General features: G+C 48.2%; 16 protein-coding genes and 2 pseudogenes. 10 read left to right on the top strand and 8 right to left on the bottom strand.

Annotation, left to right across the window (positions count from 1 at the left end; genetic code table 11):
* Positions 1 to 111 precede the first annotated feature (111 nt).
* The 4 genes from E2F51_RS20640 to E2F51_RS20625 all read left to right on the top strand — a co-directional run bounded on the left by E2F51_RS20640 (position 112) and on the right by E2F51_RS20625 (position 4,720).
* Positions 112 to 1,032 (top strand): LysR family transcriptional regulator, encoded by a 921-nt coding sequence (locus E2F51_RS20640; RefSeq protein WP_013202726.1) that lies wholly within the window; start codon positions 112 to 114, stop codon positions 1,030 to 1,032.
* Between the two features lie 302 nt (positions 1,033 to 1,334).
* Positions 1,335 to 2,273 (top strand): ABC transporter substrate-binding protein, encoded by a 939-nt coding sequence (locus E2F51_RS20635; protein ID WP_245174202.1) that lies wholly within the window; start codon positions 1,335 to 1,337, stop codon positions 2,271 to 2,273.
* A gap of 11 nt (positions 2,274 to 2,284) precedes the next feature.
* Positions 2,285 to 3,712 (top strand): amidohydrolase family protein, encoded by a 1,428-nt coding sequence (locus tag E2F51_RS20630; protein WP_134824412.1) that lies wholly within the window; start codon positions 2,285 to 2,287, stop codon positions 3,710 to 3,712.
* Between the two features lie 27 nt (positions 3,713 to 3,739).
* Entirely contained in the window at positions 3,740 to 4,720 is a 981-nt protein-coding gene (locus tag E2F51_RS20625; RefSeq protein ID WP_134824411.1) for an isopenicillin N synthase family oxygenase, read from the top strand.
* A gap of 137 nt (positions 4,721 to 4,857) precedes the next feature.
* Here E2F51_RS20625 and E2F51_RS20620 read toward each other — a convergent pair whose 3' ends face one another.
* The 3 genes from E2F51_RS20620 to yajD form a co-directional block, all read right to left on the bottom strand.
* On the bottom strand, positions 4,858 to 5,886 hold the full coding sequence (locus tag E2F51_RS20620; RefSeq protein ID WP_134824410.1) for a methionine synthase: 1,029 nt from the start codon (positions 5,884 to 5,886) through the stop codon (positions 4,858 to 4,860).
* Positions 5,887 to 5,915: 29 nt separating this feature from the next.
* The gene (locus tag E2F51_RS20615) at positions 5,916 to 6,893 is read right to left on the bottom strand and encodes a DUF1852 domain-containing protein (RefSeq protein ID WP_134824409.1); all 978 of its coding nucleotides are present in this window, start codon (positions 6,891 to 6,893) and stop codon (positions 5,916 to 5,918) included.
* Positions 6,894 to 7,187: 294 nt separating this feature from the next.
* The gene (yajD, locus tag E2F51_RS20610) at positions 7,188 to 7,535 is read right to left on the bottom strand and encodes an HNH nuclease YajD (protein ID WP_013202720.1); all 348 of its coding nucleotides are present in this window, start codon (positions 7,533 to 7,535) and stop codon (positions 7,188 to 7,190) included.
* Between the two features lie 302 nt (positions 7,536 to 7,837).
* Here yajD and E2F51_RS20605 point away from each other — a divergent pair, with 302 nt between their 5' ends.
* The 3 genes from E2F51_RS20605 (at position 7,838) to E2F51_RS20595 (ending at position 9,879) form a co-directional block, all read left to right on the top strand.
* The gene (locus E2F51_RS20605) at positions 7,838 to 8,320 is read left to right on the top strand and encodes a type VI secretion system tube protein Hcp (protein ID WP_134824408.1); all 483 of its coding nucleotides are present in this window, start codon (positions 7,838 to 7,840) and stop codon (positions 8,318 to 8,320) included.
* 17 nt (positions 8,321 to 8,337) lie between these two features.
* Positions 8,338 to 9,204, top strand: coding sequence for a hypothetical protein (locus tag E2F51_RS20600; protein ID WP_041692039.1), 867 nt, complete (start codon positions 8,338 to 8,340; stop codon positions 9,202 to 9,204).
* A gap of 135 nt (positions 9,205 to 9,339) precedes the next feature.
* Positions 9,340 to 9,879, top strand: a complete 540-nt coding sequence (locus tag E2F51_RS20595) for a DUF2058 domain-containing protein (protein WP_134824407.1) — start codon at positions 9,340 to 9,342, stop codon at positions 9,877 to 9,879.
* Positions 9,880 to 9,996: 117 nt separating this feature from the next.
* Here E2F51_RS20595 and E2F51_RS20590 read toward each other — a convergent pair whose 3' ends face one another.
* The 3 genes and pseudogenes from E2F51_RS20590 to E2F51_RS20580 all read right to left on the bottom strand — a co-directional run bounded on the left by E2F51_RS20590 (position 9,997) and on the right by E2F51_RS20580 (position 11,858).
* Positions 9,997 to 10,425: a putative T6SS immunity periplasmic lipoprotein gene (locus E2F51_RS20590; protein WP_134824406.1), complete on the bottom strand. Its 429-nt coding sequence runs from the start codon at positions 10,423 to 10,425 to the stop codon at positions 9,997 to 9,999.
* 2 nt (positions 10,426 to 10,427) lie between these two features.
* Positions 10,428 to 10,957: pseudogene (locus E2F51_RS20585) on the bottom strand (type IV secretion protein Rhs).
* Positions 10,958 to 11,159: 202 nt separating this feature from the next.
* The gene (locus E2F51_RS20580) at positions 11,160 to 11,858 is read right to left on the bottom strand and encodes an RluA family pseudouridine synthase (protein ID WP_134824405.1); all 699 of its coding nucleotides are present in this window, start codon (positions 11,856 to 11,858) and stop codon (positions 11,160 to 11,162) included.
* Between the two features lie 201 nt (positions 11,859 to 12,059).
* Here E2F51_RS20580 and E2F51_RS20575 point away from each other — a divergent pair, with 201 nt between their 5' ends.
* Positions 12,060 to 12,542 (top strand): cold-shock protein, encoded by a 483-nt coding sequence (locus tag E2F51_RS20575; protein ID WP_053142382.1) that lies wholly within the window; start codon positions 12,060 to 12,062, stop codon positions 12,540 to 12,542.
* A 103-nt stretch (positions 12,543 to 12,645) separates the two neighbouring features.
* Positions 12,646 to 12,891, top strand: coding sequence for a DUF2543 family protein (locus E2F51_RS20570; RefSeq protein ID WP_134824404.1), 246 nt, complete (start codon positions 12,646 to 12,648; stop codon positions 12,889 to 12,891).
* Positions 12,892 to 13,808: 917 nt separating this feature from the next.
* Here E2F51_RS20570 and dgt read toward each other — a convergent pair.
* Entirely contained in the window at positions 13,809 to 16,331 is a 2,523-nt protein-coding gene (dgt, locus tag E2F51_RS20565) for a dGTP triphosphohydrolase (RefSeq protein WP_134824403.1), read from the bottom strand.
* 215 nt (positions 16,332 to 16,546) lie between these two features.
* On the opposite strand from dgt, the pseudogene E2F51_RS24145 reads away from it, so the two are divergent.
* Positions 16,547 to 16,696 (top strand): annotated as a pseudogene (locus E2F51_RS24145) (IS3 family transposase); the annotation flags it as partial.
* A 201-nt stretch (positions 16,697 to 16,897) separates the two neighbouring features.
* On the opposite strand, the gene E2F51_RS20560 reads toward E2F51_RS24145, so the two are convergent.
* The gene (locus E2F51_RS20560; RefSeq protein WP_134824402.1) at positions 16,898 to 19,564 is read right to left on the bottom strand and encodes an AAA family ATPase; all 2,667 of its coding nucleotides are present in this window, start codon (positions 19,562 to 19,564) and stop codon (positions 16,898 to 16,900) included.
* Between the last annotated feature and the right edge of the window lie 470 nt (positions 19,565 to 20,034).

The following is a 20,034-nucleotide window of genomic DNA, read 5'->3' as shown; positions in this document are numbered from 1 at the left end:
GTGATGAAACGATTGTTCCCGTTGCAATGAAAGCTACGTTATTGCTATAACTGCGTTGCGTCGAGAGCTTTGATTCGCACGTCCCGTTGCATAAAAGAGAGCACCTCACCTATGTTCGCCTTCTCAAAGTTCCTGCTGTATTTCACCGAAGTGGCGCGTCTGGGATCCTTCCGTAAGGCGTCAGAAACCCTGCACGTTGCGGCATCCTCTATCGACCGGCAAATCCTGCGGGTGGAAAAAGAGCTGGCGATGCCGCTGTTTGAACGGCATCCCACCGGGCTGCGGCTGACGGCGGCGGGGGAGCTGTTGCTGCATGCCGCCAAAAACTGGAAGAAGGACTTTTCCCGCGTGCGTGAACAGCTCGACGACCTGCGCGGCTTACGGCGTGGGCACGTGCGCATTGCCACCATCGATGCCATTAACCGACATTTCTTCTCGTCGATGCTGAAGAAAGTGCATCAGGACTATCCCAACATCTCCTTCACGCTGACCACCATGAACAATATCGATATTCAGCAGGCGCTGATTTCAGGGGATGCGGACTTTGGCATTATGCTTAACCCGCAAAGCTCGAAGGAGCTGATGGTGCAGGCCTTTGCCGAGATCAACCTGGGGATTGTGGTGCCCAAAGGGCATCCGCTGGAGGGCCGAAGCGGGGTGCGCTTTAATCAATGCCTTGAATATCCGTTTATTATTCCCTCAGCCCCGCTGATGCTATACGGGCCGGTCGAGGCGCTGCTGAATAATAACGGCGGCATGGTGAAAGAAGTGGCGGTGTCCAATAACATCCATATGATCCGTTCGCTGATCAAAGAGAAGATCGGCATTGGCATTCTCTGCTGGCTGGACATCATGGATGAGGTGGACCGCGAAGAGCTGGCCTTTATTCCGCTGACCGATCCGCAGTTAAAATCCTTCACCCTGTCGCTGTGCCTGGCGCCTTCACGACAGCTTTCACTGGCGGCATCGATGATGCTGAAACAGCTGGAAGTGTTGTTCAGCCAGATTGATGCACCGGGCCGTGAGGAATAATCGCACCAGTTTAGTGCGTGATGCTCTCCTTTGAATCAAATGTTGCAACGCCATTCCCCGACAAACCCTGTGGACTGGCGATCGGTGAAGTTGGCACCGTTTTTGTATAGCTAAACGTGAGTAGAAGCGGTCAGTGCAGCTCAGTGCGCGGGACATTGCTCAGCAACCATTTCGCGGTTCATTTTGCGCCGGATTGGGAGGCTGAGCCGCGTCTGCTTGTCCTCTCTCCGGCAACGATAAGGAGAGGAGCAATGAAGTTACCATCCCGCATTTCCCTGTCTTACTGCGTGCTGAGCACGTTGATGTTGGGGGCGCTGTCATCCACCGCCAGCGCGGAAGAGAAAATCGCCTTACTGACCTCCTGGTACGCGCAGGCCGAGCAGGGCGGTTATTACCAGGCGCTGGCCACCGGCATCTATAAACGCTACGGCCTGGATGTCAGCATTCAGTCTGGCGGCCCGCAGATCAACGGTATGCAGCTGCTGCTGTCGAAACGCGCAGACGTGATCATCGGTTACGACCTGCAGCTGCTGGAAGCGGTCCAGCGCGGGTTTCAGGCTAAGGCCATCGCCGCGCCTTTCCAGTATGATCCGCAGGGTTTGCTGACCCACGCCTCGGTGACCTCCCTTGACGGGCTGCAGGACAAAACCATTCTGGTCTCCAGCTCCGGGCAGTCAACCTGGTGGCCATGGCTGAAAGAACGCTATCACCTGAAAGATTCTCAGGTCCGCCCTTATACCTTCAATATCCAACCCTTTGTCGCCGATGATAACGTCGCGCAGCAGGCTTACGTCAGTTCTGAAGTTTTTCAGGCGCAGAAAGCCGGGGTGAAATCCAACTTCTTCCTGTTCTCCGAGCATGGCTACCCGCCGTATGGCGGCATCTTAATTACCCGTCCGGATGAGATCGGCGGCCGCAAAGAGGCGATGGCGAAATTTGTGCAGGCCTCGATGGAAGGCTGGGTGAGTTACCTGAAAAACCCGGCACCTGGCAATGCGCTGATCAAAAAAGACAACCCGAAAATGACCGACGATCTGTTGGCGTGGGCGGTTGAGCAAATCAGCCAGCATCATCTGATTGATGGTGGCGATGCGGCAACTAAAGGCTGGGGCACCATGACCGAGGCACGCTGGCAGAAAACCCGTGATTTTATGGTCAATGCCAAACTGCTTAACGCCGATACCGACTGGAAGCAAGCCTATACCACCGAGTTTATTGACCACATACAGGTTAAACCCTGAGGAGCGCTGCGATGCTGTCTGATTCACTGCTGATAAAAAACGCGCACGCCATTCTGACGGGATTACCCGGTGAAGCCGCGCGCCATAACGGGCCGGATATTCGCGTGCGTAATGGCATTATCGAGGCGATGGGCACGCTGGTGGCGGAACCCGACGAGCGGCAAATCGATGCCCGCGACTGCGTGGTCTATCCGGCCTGGGTGAATACCCATCATCATCTGTTCCAGTCGTTACTTAAAGGCGAGCCGCAGGGGCTGAACAAAAGCCTGACCGGGTGGTTAAGCGCCACGCCTTACCGCTTTCGCGCCACCTTTGATGAACAGACTTTCCGTCTGGCGGTGCGCATTGGGCTGATCGAACTGCTGCGTTCCGGTTGCGCCACCGTTGCCGACCATAACTATCTCTACTGGCCGGATATGCCGTTCGATACCTCGGCGATCGTCTTCAGCGAAGGCGAAGCGTTGGGGATGCGCATTGTATTGTGCCGTGGCGGAGCAACGCAGGGACGGTCGATTGAGAAAGACTTACCTCAGGCGTTGCGCCCGGAAAACTATGAGGCGTATATGGCGGATATGGAACGCCTGGTCGGTCGCTATCATGATCCACGGCCGGAATCTTTGCGCCGCGTGGTGATGGCACCGACCACGCTGCTGCATTCCGCGCCGGGTTCGCAGCTGCGTGAAATGGCCAAACTGGCGCGCAGCCTGAATATTCGTCTGCACAGCCATCTGTCGGAGACGGTGGACTATCTCGATGTGGCACGCGACAAGTTTGCCATGACGCCGGTGCAGTTCTGCGCCGAGCATGACTGGCTGGGTGACGATGTGTGGTTTGCGCATCTGGTGAAGCTGCTGCCGGAAGAGATCGCCATGCTGGGGAAAACCCGCACCGGGATTGCGCACTGTCCGCAGAGCAACGGGCGGTTAGGCAGCGGCATCGCCGATCTGCTGGCGCTGGAAAAAGCCGGCGTGCCGATTTCGCTGGGCGTGGACGGCGCGGCGTCAAATGAGGCGGCGGATATGCAGAGTGAAACCCACGCCGCCTGGCTGTTACAGCGCGCCCGTAAGGGGATGGCGGCCAAACCCCGTTATGACGGCGGCACCTTCGAGGGCGGCGGTGACGCAGCAACCATAGAAGACGTGGTGCGCTGGGGCACCGCCGGCGGAGCGCAGATCCTCGGTCTGCAAAAAAGCGGTTCCCTGCAGCCAGGCATGCTGGCGGACATCGCCATTTACCGGCTCGACGACCCGCGTTACTTCGGCTTGCATGACATGGCCATCGGTCCGGTTGCCTGCGGCGGCCGTGCCGCACTGAAAGCCTTAATGATTAATGGCCGCACCATCGTTGAAGACGATGTGGTGCCCGGTCTCGATCTTGACGCGCTGCGCCATCAGGCGATGTCTGCGGTGCGTACTCTGCAACAGCGCGTTGCGGGTTAACCTCATTCCATAAAGAAGGAAAACAACATGTCACAGTCACAAGGTTACGGTTTGCAGGAACTGGAAAAAGAGGCCCTGATGGGCGCCATGGGCGAAGAGACCTTTACCCGCGAAGTGCGCTGCATTGACCTGTCGAACTTCGAACAACGCAAAAGCGAGATCGCCGACCAGCTCTGGCAGGCTGCGGTTGAAATTGGCTTCTTCCAGGTCAGCAATCACGGCATTGCGCTGGATGATATCCGTCATGCCTTCAGCACCACCGAGTCGTTCTTCGCGCTGCCGGATGCGGTAAAAGCGCAGTATCCGCTGGCGAGAAACGCCGGCTGGGAAAACAAATCCCAGGTGCGTCCTTCGACCAAAACCCCCGATCAGAAAGAGTCCTATCAGATCACCCGTCCGCTGATGGATGGCCTGTGGCCGGGCGAGAACGAACTGCCGGCGTTTAAACAAACCATGCTGACCTTTGAGTCGCAGTGCTGGGCGCTGGGGATGAAGCTGCTGTCCTGCTTTGCACTGAAGCTGGGCTTCCCGGAGCACTTCTTCGCGCAGGCGCACAATCCTGATGAGAAAACCTATCAGAGCACGCTGCGTATGCTGCATTACTATGCCACCGAGCAGTCCGAGCAGGGGATGTGGCGTGCCGGTGCGCACACCGACTTCGATTGCCTGACGCTGTTGTTCCAGCGCCCTGGTCAGGGTGGCTTACAGGTTTGTCCGGGCAAGGACCATGAAAGTCAGCAGTGGACCAGCATCGAACCGCGCGAAGAGGTGATCACCTGCAATATCGGCGACATGCTGATGCGCTGGAGCGACGACCAGTTGCCGTCGAATTTCCATCGGGTCAGAAGTCCGCTGCCGGGTGAGTATCAGGGGCCGCGCTACAGCCTGGCGTTTTTTTGTCAGGCCAATAAAGAGGTCGAAATTCTTGGGCCGCAGAAGAAATATCCGCCGATCACCGCCGCAGACTATCTGCAACAGCGCATCCAGGCGAACTTCGCTAAAGGATAGTGGGGAAGGGCGACGCGCTCAGTAATTCAGAAAAGACAAAAGCCCGCTTATATCAATAAGCGGGCTTTTGTTAAGGGGCAGTTCTTCGCGGTGAGGGCTGGCCCGGATTTATCCTCGCGTTATCCCCATCGATAAGACTATCGGGTCAGTTCACCCCGAACGATAGCGGCACCGGCGCTTAACGCGCTCAGCTTGCCACGGGCGACGTCACGAGACAGCGGCGTCATGCCGCAGTTGGTCGAAGGATACAGCTTGTCGGCATCGACGAACTGCAGGGCTTTACGCAGGGTATCAGCCACTTCTTCCGGGGTCTCAATGGCATTGGTTGCCACATCAATCGCACCTACCATCACCTTTTTACCGCGGATCAGTTCAATAAGATCCATCGGCACGCGGGAGTTCTGACATTCCAGTGAGACGATATCAATGCTGGATTTTTGCAGTTTCGGGAAGATTTCTTCATATTGACGCCATTCGGTACCCAGCGTCTTCTTCCAGTCGGTATTGGCTTTGATGCCATAGCCGTAGCAAATATGCACTGCCGTTTCGCACTTCAGGCCTTCAACCGCTCTTTCTAATGCGGCAATACCCCAGTCATTCACTTCATCGAAGAACACATTAAAGGCAGGCTCATCAAACTGGATAATGTCGACACCGGCAGCCTCTAAATCTTTCGCTTCCTGATTCAGGATTTTCGCGAATTCCCACGCCAGCTTTTCGCGGCTTTTATAGTGGCTGTCATACAGCGTATCGATCATCGTCATTGGGCCTGGCAGCGCCCATTTAATCGGTTTGTCGGTCAGCTTACGCAGGAATTTGGCATCTTCAACAAACACCGGCTTTTGACGCTCTACCGCGCCGACCACGGTCGGTACGCTTGCATCGTAGCGATTTCGAATCTTAACGATCTCACGCTTCTCAAAATCAACGCCGTTAAGGTGCTCAATAAAGGTGGTGACAAAGTGTTGGCGGGTCTGCTCGCCATCACTGACGATATCGATACCGGCCTGACGTTGATCTTCCAGGCACAGGCGCAGCGCATCATGTTTGCCATCGATCAATTCCTGATCCTGCAATTTCCACGGTGACCATAATGTTTCAGGTTGAGCCAGCCAGGAAGGTTTAGGCAGGCTGCCCGCCGTGGACGTAGGTAATAAAATTTTCATAACAGGTGACCTTATATTTTTATGGTTAATCAAAGAACGGGATTAGCTGAGAGCTGCTCAAGGATCGCCCGATAGGGTTTGATAAAGCGCTCTTCAGTAAACTTTCCTTGTTCAATCGCTAACTGGCTGCGTTCTTCTCGATCATAAACAATCTTCGTTAATGCATAATCTTTGTGACTCAGGGTCGGCTGATATTTCTTACCCGCCGCAGAATTCGCATTGTAAATCTCAGGACGATAAATCCGTTGGAACGTCTCCATCGTGCTGATGGTGCTGATTAACTCAAGATCGGTGTAATCGTTCAGCAAATCACCGGAGAAATAAAACGCCAGCGGCGCAACGCCGTTTGGCGGCATAAAGTAGCGTGCCTGCAGGCCCATTTTATTGAAGTAGTGATCGGTCATGGACAGTTCATCCTGCAGGTATTCGACACCTAACACCGGATGATGATTTTCAGTGCGGTGATAGGTGTTTTTGCTGGACACGCTCAAACAGATCACCGGCGCTTTATTGAAATGCGCTTTGTAGGCCGCAGAGTTAACGAAATATTTGAACAGGTTGCCATGCAAATCGCCGAAATTATCCGGCGTGGTGAAGGCCGTTTTGTTCTTGTTATGCTCTAACAGCACCACGCTAAAATCATAATCCCGTACGTAAGAGGAGAAGTTATTACCGACAATCCCTTCCGTGCGCTGGTTGGTCTTTTTATCAACGATGTGGGTTTTCAGAATTTCGATAACCGGGAAGGTATTTCCCTTGCCTTCAACGTCCATCTCAACGGAAATAATTTCCAGCTCGACGGAATAACGATCGCCATTGGCATTATCCTGCCGCGCCAGCGAGTTGAAACGATCGTCGATCATTTTCAAGGTGTTGCGCAGGTTATCCTGGCGTTTTTCACCACGTGCCAGATTGGCAAAATTGGTGGTAATACGCGTATTTTTTGAAGGATTATAATTTTCATCAAAAGAAAGACTTTTAATGGTAAAGGCGAATTCGTTATTCATTTTGATGGCTATCCTAATCTCAGATGTGACACTGAATGCGTTTATTTTAAGCAGTTCCAGAATTTACTTTCTGGTTTCTTATTCAGCTGTTGTCAAATTGTCTTGGGCGAAAAGCAGTGTCTAATTTATGCCATAGTCACTGAGTGAGGAAAAGTGATATAAATTCACCGAACATGAAGCAATTTCATGATCTGGATCAATTTTGAGGGGATTTCACGAGGAAGGCCGCTTAACCGGGGGAACCCGGGCTGGAGGTTAAGGCCAGCCAGGCGTCGGAAGCGGACAGGTTAACGCCTACTTCTTCTTGTTGAGCATCGACTTTAAATCGGCAAACGGATTGTAGGTCGCGGCATCCACGTCATTCTGCGCATCTTCGCCCGCCACCACCGAGGTGCCGTACTGGTCAGCTTCGGTGTACTTCGAATGCTCGTGATCATGGCAATACAGACACAACAGCTCCCAGTTACTGCCGTCTTCCGGGTTATTGGTATGGTCATGATCGATATGGTGAACCGTAAGTTCACGCAGGTTGGAGTAAACAAACTCACGCGAGCAGCGTCCACACACCCACGGATAGATCTTCAGGGCTTTCTCGCGGTAGCCGCTTTCCAGACGGGTGTAGTTTTTGGGGATCAGAGCCATGCCGATGTTACCTGTTAACAAGAAATCAATTCACGATAGTGCTGCCAATATATCCCAAAGCCCGGGTCATTCCTATCTCGCCTGAAACCAATACTTTTCCACCCGTTGCTCCCCTGATGCCGCGCCCATCCAACCCCCGTTCATCGCACAACGTCGGTGCCATTCTCCTTATCAGTGGACCTGTTTTCCAGGATAGTTCCTGGAATCAGGCGCTGGCGTTTCATCTTCTTGTAAAAAAAGTCTATTAAGTTTATTTAATAATTAGGTTGCTCATTTTTTATCTCTTTAAAAGGAACAAGCGAATGTCTGTTGATATGTATCTGAAAGTTGATGGTGTAACCGGTGAGTCCGCTGATTCGAATCATAAGAACTGGATTGATATTCAGTCCTTCAACTGGGGAGCCAGTCAGCCGGGCAACATGGCAGTAGGTGGTGGTGGCGGTGCCGGTAAGGTCCAGTTTAGCGACCTGGCGGTGCAGGCGTTTATTGATAAAGGCACTCCGGCGATCATGAAATTTTGTGCGTCAGGCAAACATGTCAACAGCGTTGAGCTTTCCGTTTGTAAGGCCGGTGGTCAGAAAGTTGAGTACACGCGTATCGTCCTTGAAGACGTGCTGGTCACAGGATGCAAATTCACCGGCGTGGGCAGCACCGATAAAATCATGGTCAGCTATTACTTCCAGGCAGCAAAAGTGAATCTTCATTACTGGGAGCAAAGCGATCAGGGTACCAAAGGCGCGGAAACGAAATCAGGATGGGACGTCAAACAGAATAAAGAAATCTAATTGTCTGGGGTATTACAATGGCTGGAATAGCATCTGCGATAACCAACGCTATTTTTAATGGTGGGTCATACGATCTTACTGAGATGAAACTGTTGGTGGATATCATCAATCACACACATGATGATGATTTATACAGTTTTGCCAATGATGATGTCGAACAGGCAATGAAAACCTACACGGCTCTGCTGAACAACACCAGTGGCCGTACGGCGATGAGCGAAGATGATGTTGAGATGGGGCTGTTATCCAACCGCGCCCATGCTGTGATGGTGACGCCCAATAACCAGAACTTCTTCAATAAACACACTGCGGGAAATTCCGGGTGGTGGAATCCCCTGAAGGTCCGGGATGTTTACAATAAGTCTAATCGGGATTTTTTATGGGAGATTCTGGCGCCCATCGGCACCTTTCTGACCTCCGGGAGTACTGTTGCCGCTATCTTGAGGGAAGTCAGCGTCAGGGTAGCGCTGTACTCCGCAGGCTCAACCTCGGCCCTGGTGTCTTTATTATTGGTGCTGAGATCAAGGAATAAAGAACATCAGCTCAAAGATAATAAAGACTTAATGAATGCGTTTAAGTCCCTTGCTAAGTCGAAAATTGAATTAAAGAAATCGTACTTGAAAGTTATTTCAAAGCTAAGGAATGATTTAGGACCGCATGTGAAAGAGGACAAGAAGGAAGATACTCTTGCTAATCTCAATAGCGATCTTAATATTTGGGGCGCGAGTGAGGGGATGAAAACCTTCATTCACGGCGGCTTTATGAATATTTCGGGCGATTCTAATCCCGAAATAAAGATTGTGGACAACGGTTGGGTGATCAATTTTGATCAAACGATGACCTTCAGTAAGAACGATATTGAGATTCTGGAAAGAATGGCTTAACCACCTTCCACCCGGCCATGAGCGATGAGGGACGCGCGCCGACTTCGTTCATGGCCTGTTCCTGCCTTGCCACCTGATTCGGCCTGAAAAAACAGGTATAATCCCCCAAAATCAGGTAACCAGTTAGAGATCAGCATGACAAAACTCACCTTACAAGAGCAGATGCTAAAAGCGGGATTAGTGTCGAGCAAGAAATTGGCCAAAGTGCAGAAGACGGCCAAGAAATCACGCGTTCAGGCGCGTGAAGCCAGAGAAGCGGTTGAAGAGAATAAAAAAGCGCAGGCCGAGCGTGATAAGCAGCTGAGTGAACAGCAAAAGCAGGCCGCGTTATCGAAAGAGCACAAGGCGCAGGTGAAGCAGCTGATTGAGATGAACCGGATCGCCATTGCCAAAGGCACCATCGATTTCAACTTCACCGACAATAATCTGATCAAGAAAATTGCCGTGGATAAAACCACGCAATCCCAGCTGATCAGCGGCCGTCTGGCCATTGCCCGCCTGAGTGCGGATAACAATGGTGAAAATATTTACGCCATTATTCCTGCCAGCGTCGCCGACAAGATTGCCCAACGTGATGCGAACAGCATTGTCCTGAACAGTGCATTGAGTCAGGAAGAGCAGGATGAAGACGATCCGTATGCGGACTTTAAAGTGCCCGATGATTTGATGTGGTGATTCGCTGGACGCTGACTGCATTTCCGGTTAAATGACCGGGTGCTTGCCGCCTGCAAACAGCAGGCGGTTTTGCCAGGAAAAAAACCTCTCTATCAGCGGCATTCTTTGCCATTCCGCTCAGCGCGTGGTTTCGTTCGCGTTTAGTGGAAAGGTTTTAACATCGCCGCCGGTGAACTCAACCCCAATCACGACGCTTCGTTGAGACTGCTGATCGTCAGGTTTCTGAAGAATGTATTGTACGATGTACTGGCGTTTCTCAGAGAATTGATAAAATGTGGGAGGGAGACAAAGTTTTCCATTTGCGACAGTCAAATCAGGTGAGTCCTTTATGGACAGCTTTTGTGGAGGCGTTCCTCTCGGGTTTATTGCGATGAGAGAAGGTTGGTAGTCACTGGCATCTGGAATATCGAAGCATATTTCAACCCCAACTTTACTGACCGTAGTCGTTTCGTCAGCTTTTAGCCTGTCACCTGAACCTGGGCATCCACTCAGGAAAATAACTGAGGCCGCTAAGATAGAGGAGCGTATTTTAATTAAGTTATTCATTATCATCCCCATGGGAAGTAACGCATCGTTTCTTGATATTTTTGTCTGATCACCGCTTCGCTTAAATCCCCGTCCAGGGTGATATCTCCCCTCCGCCTGAGGATCATCCACACGGCATAGCCGTAATGGCTCAGTATAAAGTGGTCAGCAATAATTTGAGCCTGTTGTTCCATGGGATAGCGTCTTAAAGGTCGTCCATCAAGTCTGTAGCGATAGCTGACTGCAAAGCTATTAATCCTCTTGCGATGACATTCATGCCTCTTTCACGCTGCCATACATGGCTCATCTCATGGATGAAAAGGTGCTTATAGGGATAGTCAGCTGCTGAGAAGTCATTGCAATACCAGGTCCTGAAATACAACTCTCCATTCGGAGTCATTGCGGTATCTTTATTTTGCAGGCCGAAGGGTAAGTAACTTCCATGATGAATCCAAACTTTGTTGTAATGAATCGCTTCTCCAAAAACAGACTTAGCGATTTTAATCTCACCCAGAGTAAGCAGCCTCAGACTGCCTTCCTTATTCTCACTCATTGAAACCTCCTTGTGTTTATCTAAGCTTAACATATGGATAGCTCAGTTCAATGCTTTGGTTGATGGCCAGAGAGCCTCTTTTCCTTGCTGCCAACTGATATTTCAGCCTGATATCACGTCAACCTTTCCGCTGCTAACCGCGCTCTCAGACAAGGTAAAGTCGGAAGGTCAGACAGGCAATTAGTAGCGGTTTAAAGGTTTGTCAGAACGGGCTGGGATGACAGGCGTTGATAGGGTCCAAGCTGATAGGATGCATAAAATGCAACTCGCTGGCATGCAACATCAGCCTTGGGGTCCGTTCGGTGCCGGGCAGCAACAGGCCGCCATACAGGTCACAGCCCAAAATCGGGTGGCCCAACTGCTGGCAGTGGATGCGCAGCTGGTGGGTGCGCCCGGTCTCCGGGATGAGCTGCACCCGCGTTACTGGCAGTGACGTGCCGTCTTCACTCTCACGATAAAAACGCTCAACGACCTGATAGCGCGAGCGAGCCGGCTTGCCGTTAACCGCGCAAATCGACATCAACGGGAACAGCGCCGGATCTTTCGCTATTGCGGCGTCGATAACCCCGTCATCTTCCGCCAGATGTCCGCATAGCAGAGCGCTGTACACCTTGGTCACCGTGCGCTGGCTGAACTGGTGACACAGAGCGGCATTGATCGCCTTATTGCGCGCAATCACCATCAGCCCGGAGGTGCCGAAATCCAGCCGGTGGATCAGCGTGCAGCCGGGGAACAGCTGCACCAGCCGGTGATGCACCGAATCGAGATTTTGCGGATTTTTGCCCGACAGGCTGAGCAGTCCGCTGGGCTTATTGATTAGCACCAGATGCGCGTCCTGATAAAGGATCTCAATCTGCTCAGGGCACGGCGGGGCAATAAAGGTATCGATAATCTTGGACATCAGGTGACCAGCAGCAAGAGTGGCAGCGGATGATAGCGAATTTTACGCCGACTGACGACTCTGGCGAAGGCCGCGTCAGATCACCGCCTCCTCGCAAGTCGGCAAATTATCGTCCAGACTTAAAGAAATGGTCTGCGCAGGCATTGTGATTTACACTGCGCGCTGCAAAAATTGAGCAAATAAACGATTAAGTAGGCGGTAATGGCGATGAACGGAACGATCACAACCTGGTTTAAAGATAAAGGCTTTGGATTTATCAAAGATGAAAACGGTGATAACCGGTATTTTCATGAGGTTAAGGTCGCCAACCCTGATCTGATCAAGAAAGATGCGGCGGTGACTTTCGAACCGACCACCAACAGCAAAGGGCTGTCAGCCTATGCGGTCAAGGTCGCACCGGAAAGCAAATACATTTATATCGCGGGTGAGCGCATTAAGCTTACCTCGATCAAGTCTTACGTGGTGTTCAGCGAAGAAGTGCCAGCTGATACCCGCATCGATAAAGAAAATGCCGTGCTTTCCGTGGGCATTCTGATGAGCAGCATCAAGCCGAAGTCCGCGACCACCGCGGGCGAAATGCGCTCGGTGAAAAAACTGGCGATCACCACCTTCCAGGGAACGACCTTAATCTTCTCGGAAGATGAGATCGACGTGGATACTACGGTGAAAATGCTGAAGGTCTGATTTTCGCTCCCGCGCTGAACAGCGTCGTGCAAATACGCCGGTGTTCAGCAGGGAAACATCCCCATCATTGATGACCGATCAAGACAGTAAATTTGGACTCTTTATGAATAACGAAATAGCGCTTAAATATTATGACATCGCCGATGATTATGTGGCGGAATCTGCCAAGCCGGTGAGCGAGCCACAGCGTGACGCGCTGGCTCATTATTTCCAGCTGCTGCTGACCCGCCTGTCTGATAATCAGGAAATCAGCGAAGACACGCAGAAAGAGATGGCCCGTGAAGCGGGTATCGACGCGCAGCAGATTGATGGCATCGCGAACTACCTGAATGAATGGGGCAACGAGTAGCGTTTGCCCGAAACACGTGAAGTGGATATAAGGTAACGCGCTTTATATCCGCTTCGGTTTGCGCCGAAAATTAACAGCAAAAAGCCCGCTTAAGTTTCCTTAAGCGGGCTTTTCTAATTTGGCTCCTCTGACTGGGATCGCCTTTGCCAGCAACTGGCTAATAAATAAGCTAATTCAATTGCGATGCTGTCAAGACCACCAAAATGACCACCTTTGATGATGTTAGTCGATCCGCCTCAAATATTAAACTCAGACTTTAGCTAGTGATGTCAGATTATCATTGTCTGTCTCATCGCTTCGACAGGGGAAGATAACCCCAGCGGGGTGAGATAATTCAGCATTGAATATAGATTGCAAACGTTATGATCCTGTCGCTATCCATCGCTGACATTACGCGCGTGCAGATGTCGGTTAGTCAATGCTCATTCAGACATTCATCGCGAAAGCATCCGTTAAAACCCTCTATAAATCTCTCATGCATAGACTTATGTTGTTGAAAAAACCGTAACTCGACATCATACTCATTAACCCAGAGTCCAACACCCCAAAGGTAAACTTAGGGCATTGATCTTTTCTTGATATTTTAAATATATTCTGAATAACGCAATACTGTCCAGTATTCGTAGGTAAAATTATAGTGCCGATATTGGGCTGATCTCAAAATACGTAAATATTAAAAAACACGGTTCTATAATCTGTGTGCTTACACTTAAAATGTCAATAAAATTAAAATGTTATTGATTTTATTCAAATGGTTTTTGAATGTTTCATTTTTAGAGGTTCATATAATAAATAGTAGCAATATGGAAGAGAGGGTATTTTTTTTGGTGTGAGATTGAGCTAGATATTATAAATCTAGCTCTGTATATTTATTTTATGTATATTAAAACTTTATCTATCATATTAAATTAAACTGATTAATCTAATAGCTCTTGGTAAACTCTCTTCAGCTTCTTGTCTGTTAGGCTTGCAACATAGTCCTTGGACAAAATTAAATTATACACATCTATATACTTGGTATTTCCTTGGTTGAAACCTATCATCATATCTAATGGTAAGAATCTTAAAATATTATACGGGATTTCTATGGTTTTATGTTGGTTTCTGTAATAGTTCATGTATTCAGTTGAGTTTAGTCTCTCATGCTCTATCCGAAATTGGGTGTTTATATGTTCAGGGAATAATGTGAAAAGCAATAATAATTCGCTTACCATTTTTGAAGCCTTCATGTTAGCAGATAAAACTCTTGGGTCTAAGTGAAGTTTGCTGACTTGAATTTTATCCCAGATCTCTCCCATATCACTATTTATCTGTTCACTATGAAATATGCAGTAATCACCAGCCTTAAAAACATCAGCTTTGGATTTTAATTTACTGATCCTCTTTGTGGACTCAAGAATGATATCTTCCATTAGTAGTTTTATTATCGAGCCTCTTTGCTCTATAAACTTACTATATATATTTTCGCCGCTTCTCATTCGAAAGTCTATTGGAGCCCGGTGGAACAGTCTACAACCTAATAGATCATGAATTTGTATGGCTCCTAATTTTATTCCATCCTCTATATCTGACAATAGATAAGATATTTTATCAGCAGCTCTCACGGCCTGACCTTCAAGGTGACTGTATCCTCCACATTTCAAGTATTTTTGATGTTTAGTGTGCTTCCATAAATTTTCTTGACTAGGCCCATCTCCATTGTGGCAATATGTATGTTTTAGAATGCAATCACATACCTCTGATGTTAAATTTAGCCCGTTATGTGAATCACCGATGCCATATTGATATGAGCCTTCTAAATAGCGAACAACATCTACACCATGCTCATAATGGTTAAAGCCACCTTTAAAACCTAGTTTTCGGAACATTTGGTCAATTGCGTGCTCGCCAGCATGACCAAATGGAGTATGCCCTATGTCATGAGCCAATGAGCCTGCCTCAATTAAGTCTTTATCTAAACCGAAAGCTGCTCCAATTGTTGATGCTAGTTGCATTACTTCTATACTGTGTGCCAGTCGTTGCCTTAAATGCTCATCTTCTTCAAGAGGGAATAATTGAGTTTTATCAGCAAGTTTTCTAAATCCATTAGACCAGATAATTCTATCTCGATCCCTTTGGAATTCGATACGAAAGCCATCACTTCTGCTCCCATGTTCCCTTTCAGAGGCTTTAGCTGCCCATTCACTAGATAAAGCATCGTTTATATTTTTTATTTCTTCAGATGTACGACGAACTGGGGATTCTGGGGTCATCTCCCAAAAACCAGTGTATTCCTCTAGCTGTTCTATTATCTGTTTAATTGATTTAACATTGCATTTTTTTGTTTCCCCAATAATTCTTGCTGTTTCCTCTATGTTATTTCCGTCACTCCATGATTTTATTACTTCATTAAAGAAGGCTACATCATTAACTTGGAATCCTTGTTTGCCTGAAGTCCATAAATTTACCTTCTCAACTCCATCACGATTGCTAATGGATTTCGAGAAATTATCAATCTTTCTAATGGGTAAACTAGATTCAATATCAATTTCTTCTAAGAAGACTCGAAAAATATTACTATTCCCAGCCCTGGAGAAAGATCTGACTTTGTTAATCATACCGGATTCAAAGCTAAGTGTTTTAGTACCATTGACTTTTATTACTAATAAATCGGAAGACCTCCATGGTAGATTCTTTGTCTCAATACCACTATTTTTTAATGCTTCTTCTTCAAAGTATGGAACTATATATTTCATCACATTAGGCTCAATATATAATATGCTGTGCCCACATTTTTGCAGAGATGAAATTAGCTCAGCTCTCTCTTCTCCAATCCCTGGTCGTGTAAGATGTTGGGGGATAGAACAATAAATTGTAGCCCCATCCCTTGATAATTTTATTGCTCTAGAAATGAATTTTTTAAATTCAGATGGATACCAAGGGGGATCAATAGTTATACAGTCATATTTTTTTTCATGTAAGCCAATGTTGGCATTGTTTACATCATAGACTTCGGCATTTGATACGCCTGTAAATACATCATTGAATAATGATACAACGTCTTCATCAATATCCAATAATGTTACTTTTTTGTTATGTGAAGAAATTGTTGCAGCTAAAGTCGGTGTGCCTAGACATGCAATATCATGATCATTATGATTATCCAGAAGCCTGGTGGTCATTAACTCCTGTGATTCAAGAGTATACCACCATTGGAAAAATTTAGGATTTGCAGCAGGTAGTTTGAAAAAAAATTTTGATTTATAGTCAAGAGAAGTGGTAGAACCTCTAAAGTCGGTATCTTTCAATTCGCTGAATATGCGGAATATATCTTTTGGTTGGGCTCCATCACACAGTGGTAATATATCATCAAAGTTTTTCAATCCTCGCTTAAGTAGATTTTTGATCTTTAATGTCAAGTTGGTCTCCCAAGCTTGTTCTTGATGTGATTGAGTGGTCATATACTTTCCTATTTAAAAATAGATGATTTGAAGTTATTGGTTAATAATGCTATTTATTGCCTAAAAATAATTCTTATCAACTAAAAAATCTAATATGATAAGGTGTGAGTTTTTCTGATAAAATAAATCGTCACGGGGTTAAAAAGCGCCTCAAAGTAATTTAAGACGACTGTTAAGTGTACATGAGCGGTCAACGTTATCCTTAAAAGTTTAAGATTGGAGCGGTCAAAAAAGTTGTTGAACGCGGTCATTCCATTTCAAGTGTCGCCACCCCTCTTGATATCCCCCCACATAGTCTCAATACCTAGATAGAAAAATACGGTCCTGATCCATCAATCACTAAAACGCAGTCCGATGCCCGTTCTTAGATTCGACGACTTAAGAAAGAAGCGAATTCGGTTACTGACGAGAGAGACATCCTATAACGTCAGTCCGGCTTCGACAGACTTCAGAACGGCGATGATTTGTTGTTCTGCGCATCGGGTTTTGTGCATGGCTATTTCCTCCATGGTCAGTATGCCGGAGATATTTAAAGGTAAATGGTCCGGCTAAGCGGGATACTTACACTAGCGCCCGGCTCGCAGATCGAGTCGGTCCAGTTCTTCAAGAGTTTGGACAACGGACTCCACAAGTTCTCCATCAAAGTCATCACGGTCTGCCTCCTCATGAGTACCTTTGTTGAGATAGGTCCAGACAAGATTGTTAACGGGAATGCCCAAAATACGTCCATAAGCTGTAAGAAGTGGCTCTTTGTTCGCGTGATTAAAGGTTGGAGAATCTCGCAATTTCTTGACCAATGCTTCGCATAAGTTTCTCAATCCGGGCTCAGCACCGACGCCAGCGAGCATTAGATTTAGCACACCAAGATCATGACTTCCAAGCCAGCGCCAAGTTTTCTCGCTCAGTATCTCCAAAGCTTGGCGTGACGCAGCCAACGCATCTCGGTCGTTCAGCGCTTCTCTTGCTGCTCTGGCCTTGGCGATATAGTTCGCGCTAGGTATGTTGCCGGTTACTCTCGGTTGATAGTTACCATCGTGATGTCTTAGTAGATAAACCTGGCACCCATTCCTACGCTGAGCAGGTAGGTGTTGCTGGATATCTTTTATAAACTCATTGCTATGACAGGTGACGATCAATTGGGTGTTTGTGAAGTGGTCACTTTCAAAAATAGCCTCTCGGATTCCACCTCTATGGTCATGGTCGATCGCATTGATGGCATCATCGAAAACGATAACTGGACAGCCGATGCTCTTCGCTTTAGTCATCAGGATTGCCAGTCCGAGACAGCGAATATGCCCCTCACTAAGAACATGGAGCGCATCGACGCGAACATCAGGATTACCCTGAAAACTGATTTCGATCTTGCCATCATCGGTTAAAGGCAGATACAGCGCTGATAGCTTGTCTTCTTCGCGATCATTACGATTGAAAGCGTTATAGAGATCTTTAGCTGCTTCGTTTAGGCCAGCCATTAACTGACCGGGTAGTTGATCTCTATAAGACCTCAATGTTTCAAGAAATCTGTCATAGGCAGCCTTGTATGCTGTGTCGCGGACGATATCTAGTGCTTCCTGATTCGCTTGAGCGATCAACCCAGTATTTGTTTCATCGAAGGCTTTGATTCGGTTACGCGCAGCTTCAATATCCGTTTGCAGTTGTTGCCGTTTGAGATCTTGCGCTTGGACCTTTAGTTGAAACTCATTGAGTCGACGACGTTCGTCGATGTGCGGTTGTCGCTCTCTCTGAGCCTTCCGTGACGAATCGTCTTGAGCTACCATGCGATCTACAAAAGAGAGAATATCTTCAAGTGACGGCAATCCGTGCGGACTTGCGGGCAACTGGGGGTAGATATTTGCCCACCATCGTCCGACAGGCTCAGCAGGAAGTTGCAAAACCCAACGACCGATTGCTGTTTCCTCTTCTTCATGAGCAGTTACAAAAGCGCAGAAGGAAGTTAGCATCTGCCGCAACGCGCGAGATGCCTGACCCAGTTTTACCTCAATAGTTTGCTGTTTGTCTTGAAGGGCACCCAGTTCTCCAAGCTGCACCAAGCCATCTGTTGCTTTCCTAAACGGATCTACGGCAACACGAGCATCACCTGTCAGTGGCGTATCGCAAGCGGGGCAACGATCTCCAATAGCCTTCTGCAGGGCGAGAACAGAGTTGTAAAGATTCTTGAAGGAAACCAGGTCGCTTTTGGCACGAAGATCATTGATTACTGCATCAAGTTCTTCGGAGTATTGATGTGCCTCAGCAAAAGCGTCTTGTAGACCTTGGCGTGTGGTGCCAAGAATATTCGGTGGAATCGCCCCCAAAATGTCATCAAGTTCTTGAAGACGACCTGGAGCTTCAGCAGTACCAATCAAGCCCTTGAGGGTTTGATATGTGAGTTCAACTGCGTACTCCTTCGCCAGAGACAACTCCTCTTCATCTAATATTTGCAGGGAGGCAGCGGCACCTTCAACGGCCAATCGATCTGCCGCCAACGCGTTACGGCGAAGTGACAAGGCATTCTGTTGATCACTAATTAGAACAAGTTGTCCATCGATGCTTTCGTTGAAGTTTCTTACGAACTCATTGAACTGGTCCATACCAAACAGCGTAGCAATCAGTTCAGCGCGTTGGGCATTGGGTCGGGCAGCGATTCTTGAGAATGCATCAATTCGGTTTTTTTCAATGAAGCAGAAGCGATATGTGTCGAGGTTGGCAACAACGTCAACCTCACGTCCTTGTTGATCCGTTGCCTTCAATACTGGGGGGGCGAATCTTTTATCGTGTATATTCGATAGGTACGTTCTCGCCGCAATGCGTTTGCTTCCGGCCTCTTCGACATCTCCAAGAAGGGCATATTCTAATCCTTCGCAAAGGCTGGTTTTCCCGCTACCATTTGGACCGTAGAATAGGATGATCTGCTTTGTTAGATCGAAAGGTTCAGGTGCACGGAATCCCCTAAATGGGCCGAGTGTCAGGTGACGCAACCTGTTCCAAGACCAAACACCTGCGTTTGCTTCAGCTACGTCGGCTGGAGGCACCTCAGCTATGCCGCCAAGCTCTCGCCGCATTAGACTGACGAGAAATGTGGAGCGCTGACTTCGCTGTCGCGAGGTTCCAGCTAATTCGTCAAAGTTAGCAAGGGCCAAAGTAGCCAAGCGGCGAACGTCACCCGGAACTTGCCTCTCTGGGTGGTATAGCCACCGAACAAAGCTTTCAAAATCCTGTCTCGCAGATGCCATGCCCATCTCCCTTTGAGTGACGCTATCATTGATTAACTTATCGCAACGGATGTTTGTAGCTCAATATAAAATTCTATCAACCACTAAGAAAATTGGAATTTTTTGACACAGGTTGGCACTTTACGAGGCGTAACCATTAGAAAGACCAAATGAATCTGGACCGCAGTCGATGCGGCACACACCAAACAACAGTCATCAAGCTAAGGGACAATCGCTGTGTAACACAGGCTGGTGCGTGAGATGAAAACGTTTTGGTGTATTGAGAGAATCACAATTCTCGAAATGATCGGCAAAAGACCTACCGAACACTGGTTAGGTCAACTATTAAACCCGTTACTTAGACATTACGTCAGAAATGACAATTTTCATTGGCTACTACTAACAGCAGTTCTTGTTTGAGTAAACGCTTACTTCACTCGCTTCTTGTAATCAATCCCTAGACATCCCCAACATGCACTTTAAAATAAGTA

The sequence above is a fragment of the Erwinia sp. QL-Z3 genome, assembly GCF_004551645.1.
GTDB classification, from domain to species: Bacteria; Pseudomonadota; Gammaproteobacteria; order Enterobacterales; family Enterobacteriaceae; genus Erwinia; species Erwinia billingiae.
The sequence above is the reverse complement of the archived record's forward strand: the minus strand, read 5'-3'. Positions and strand labels throughout refer to the sequence as shown.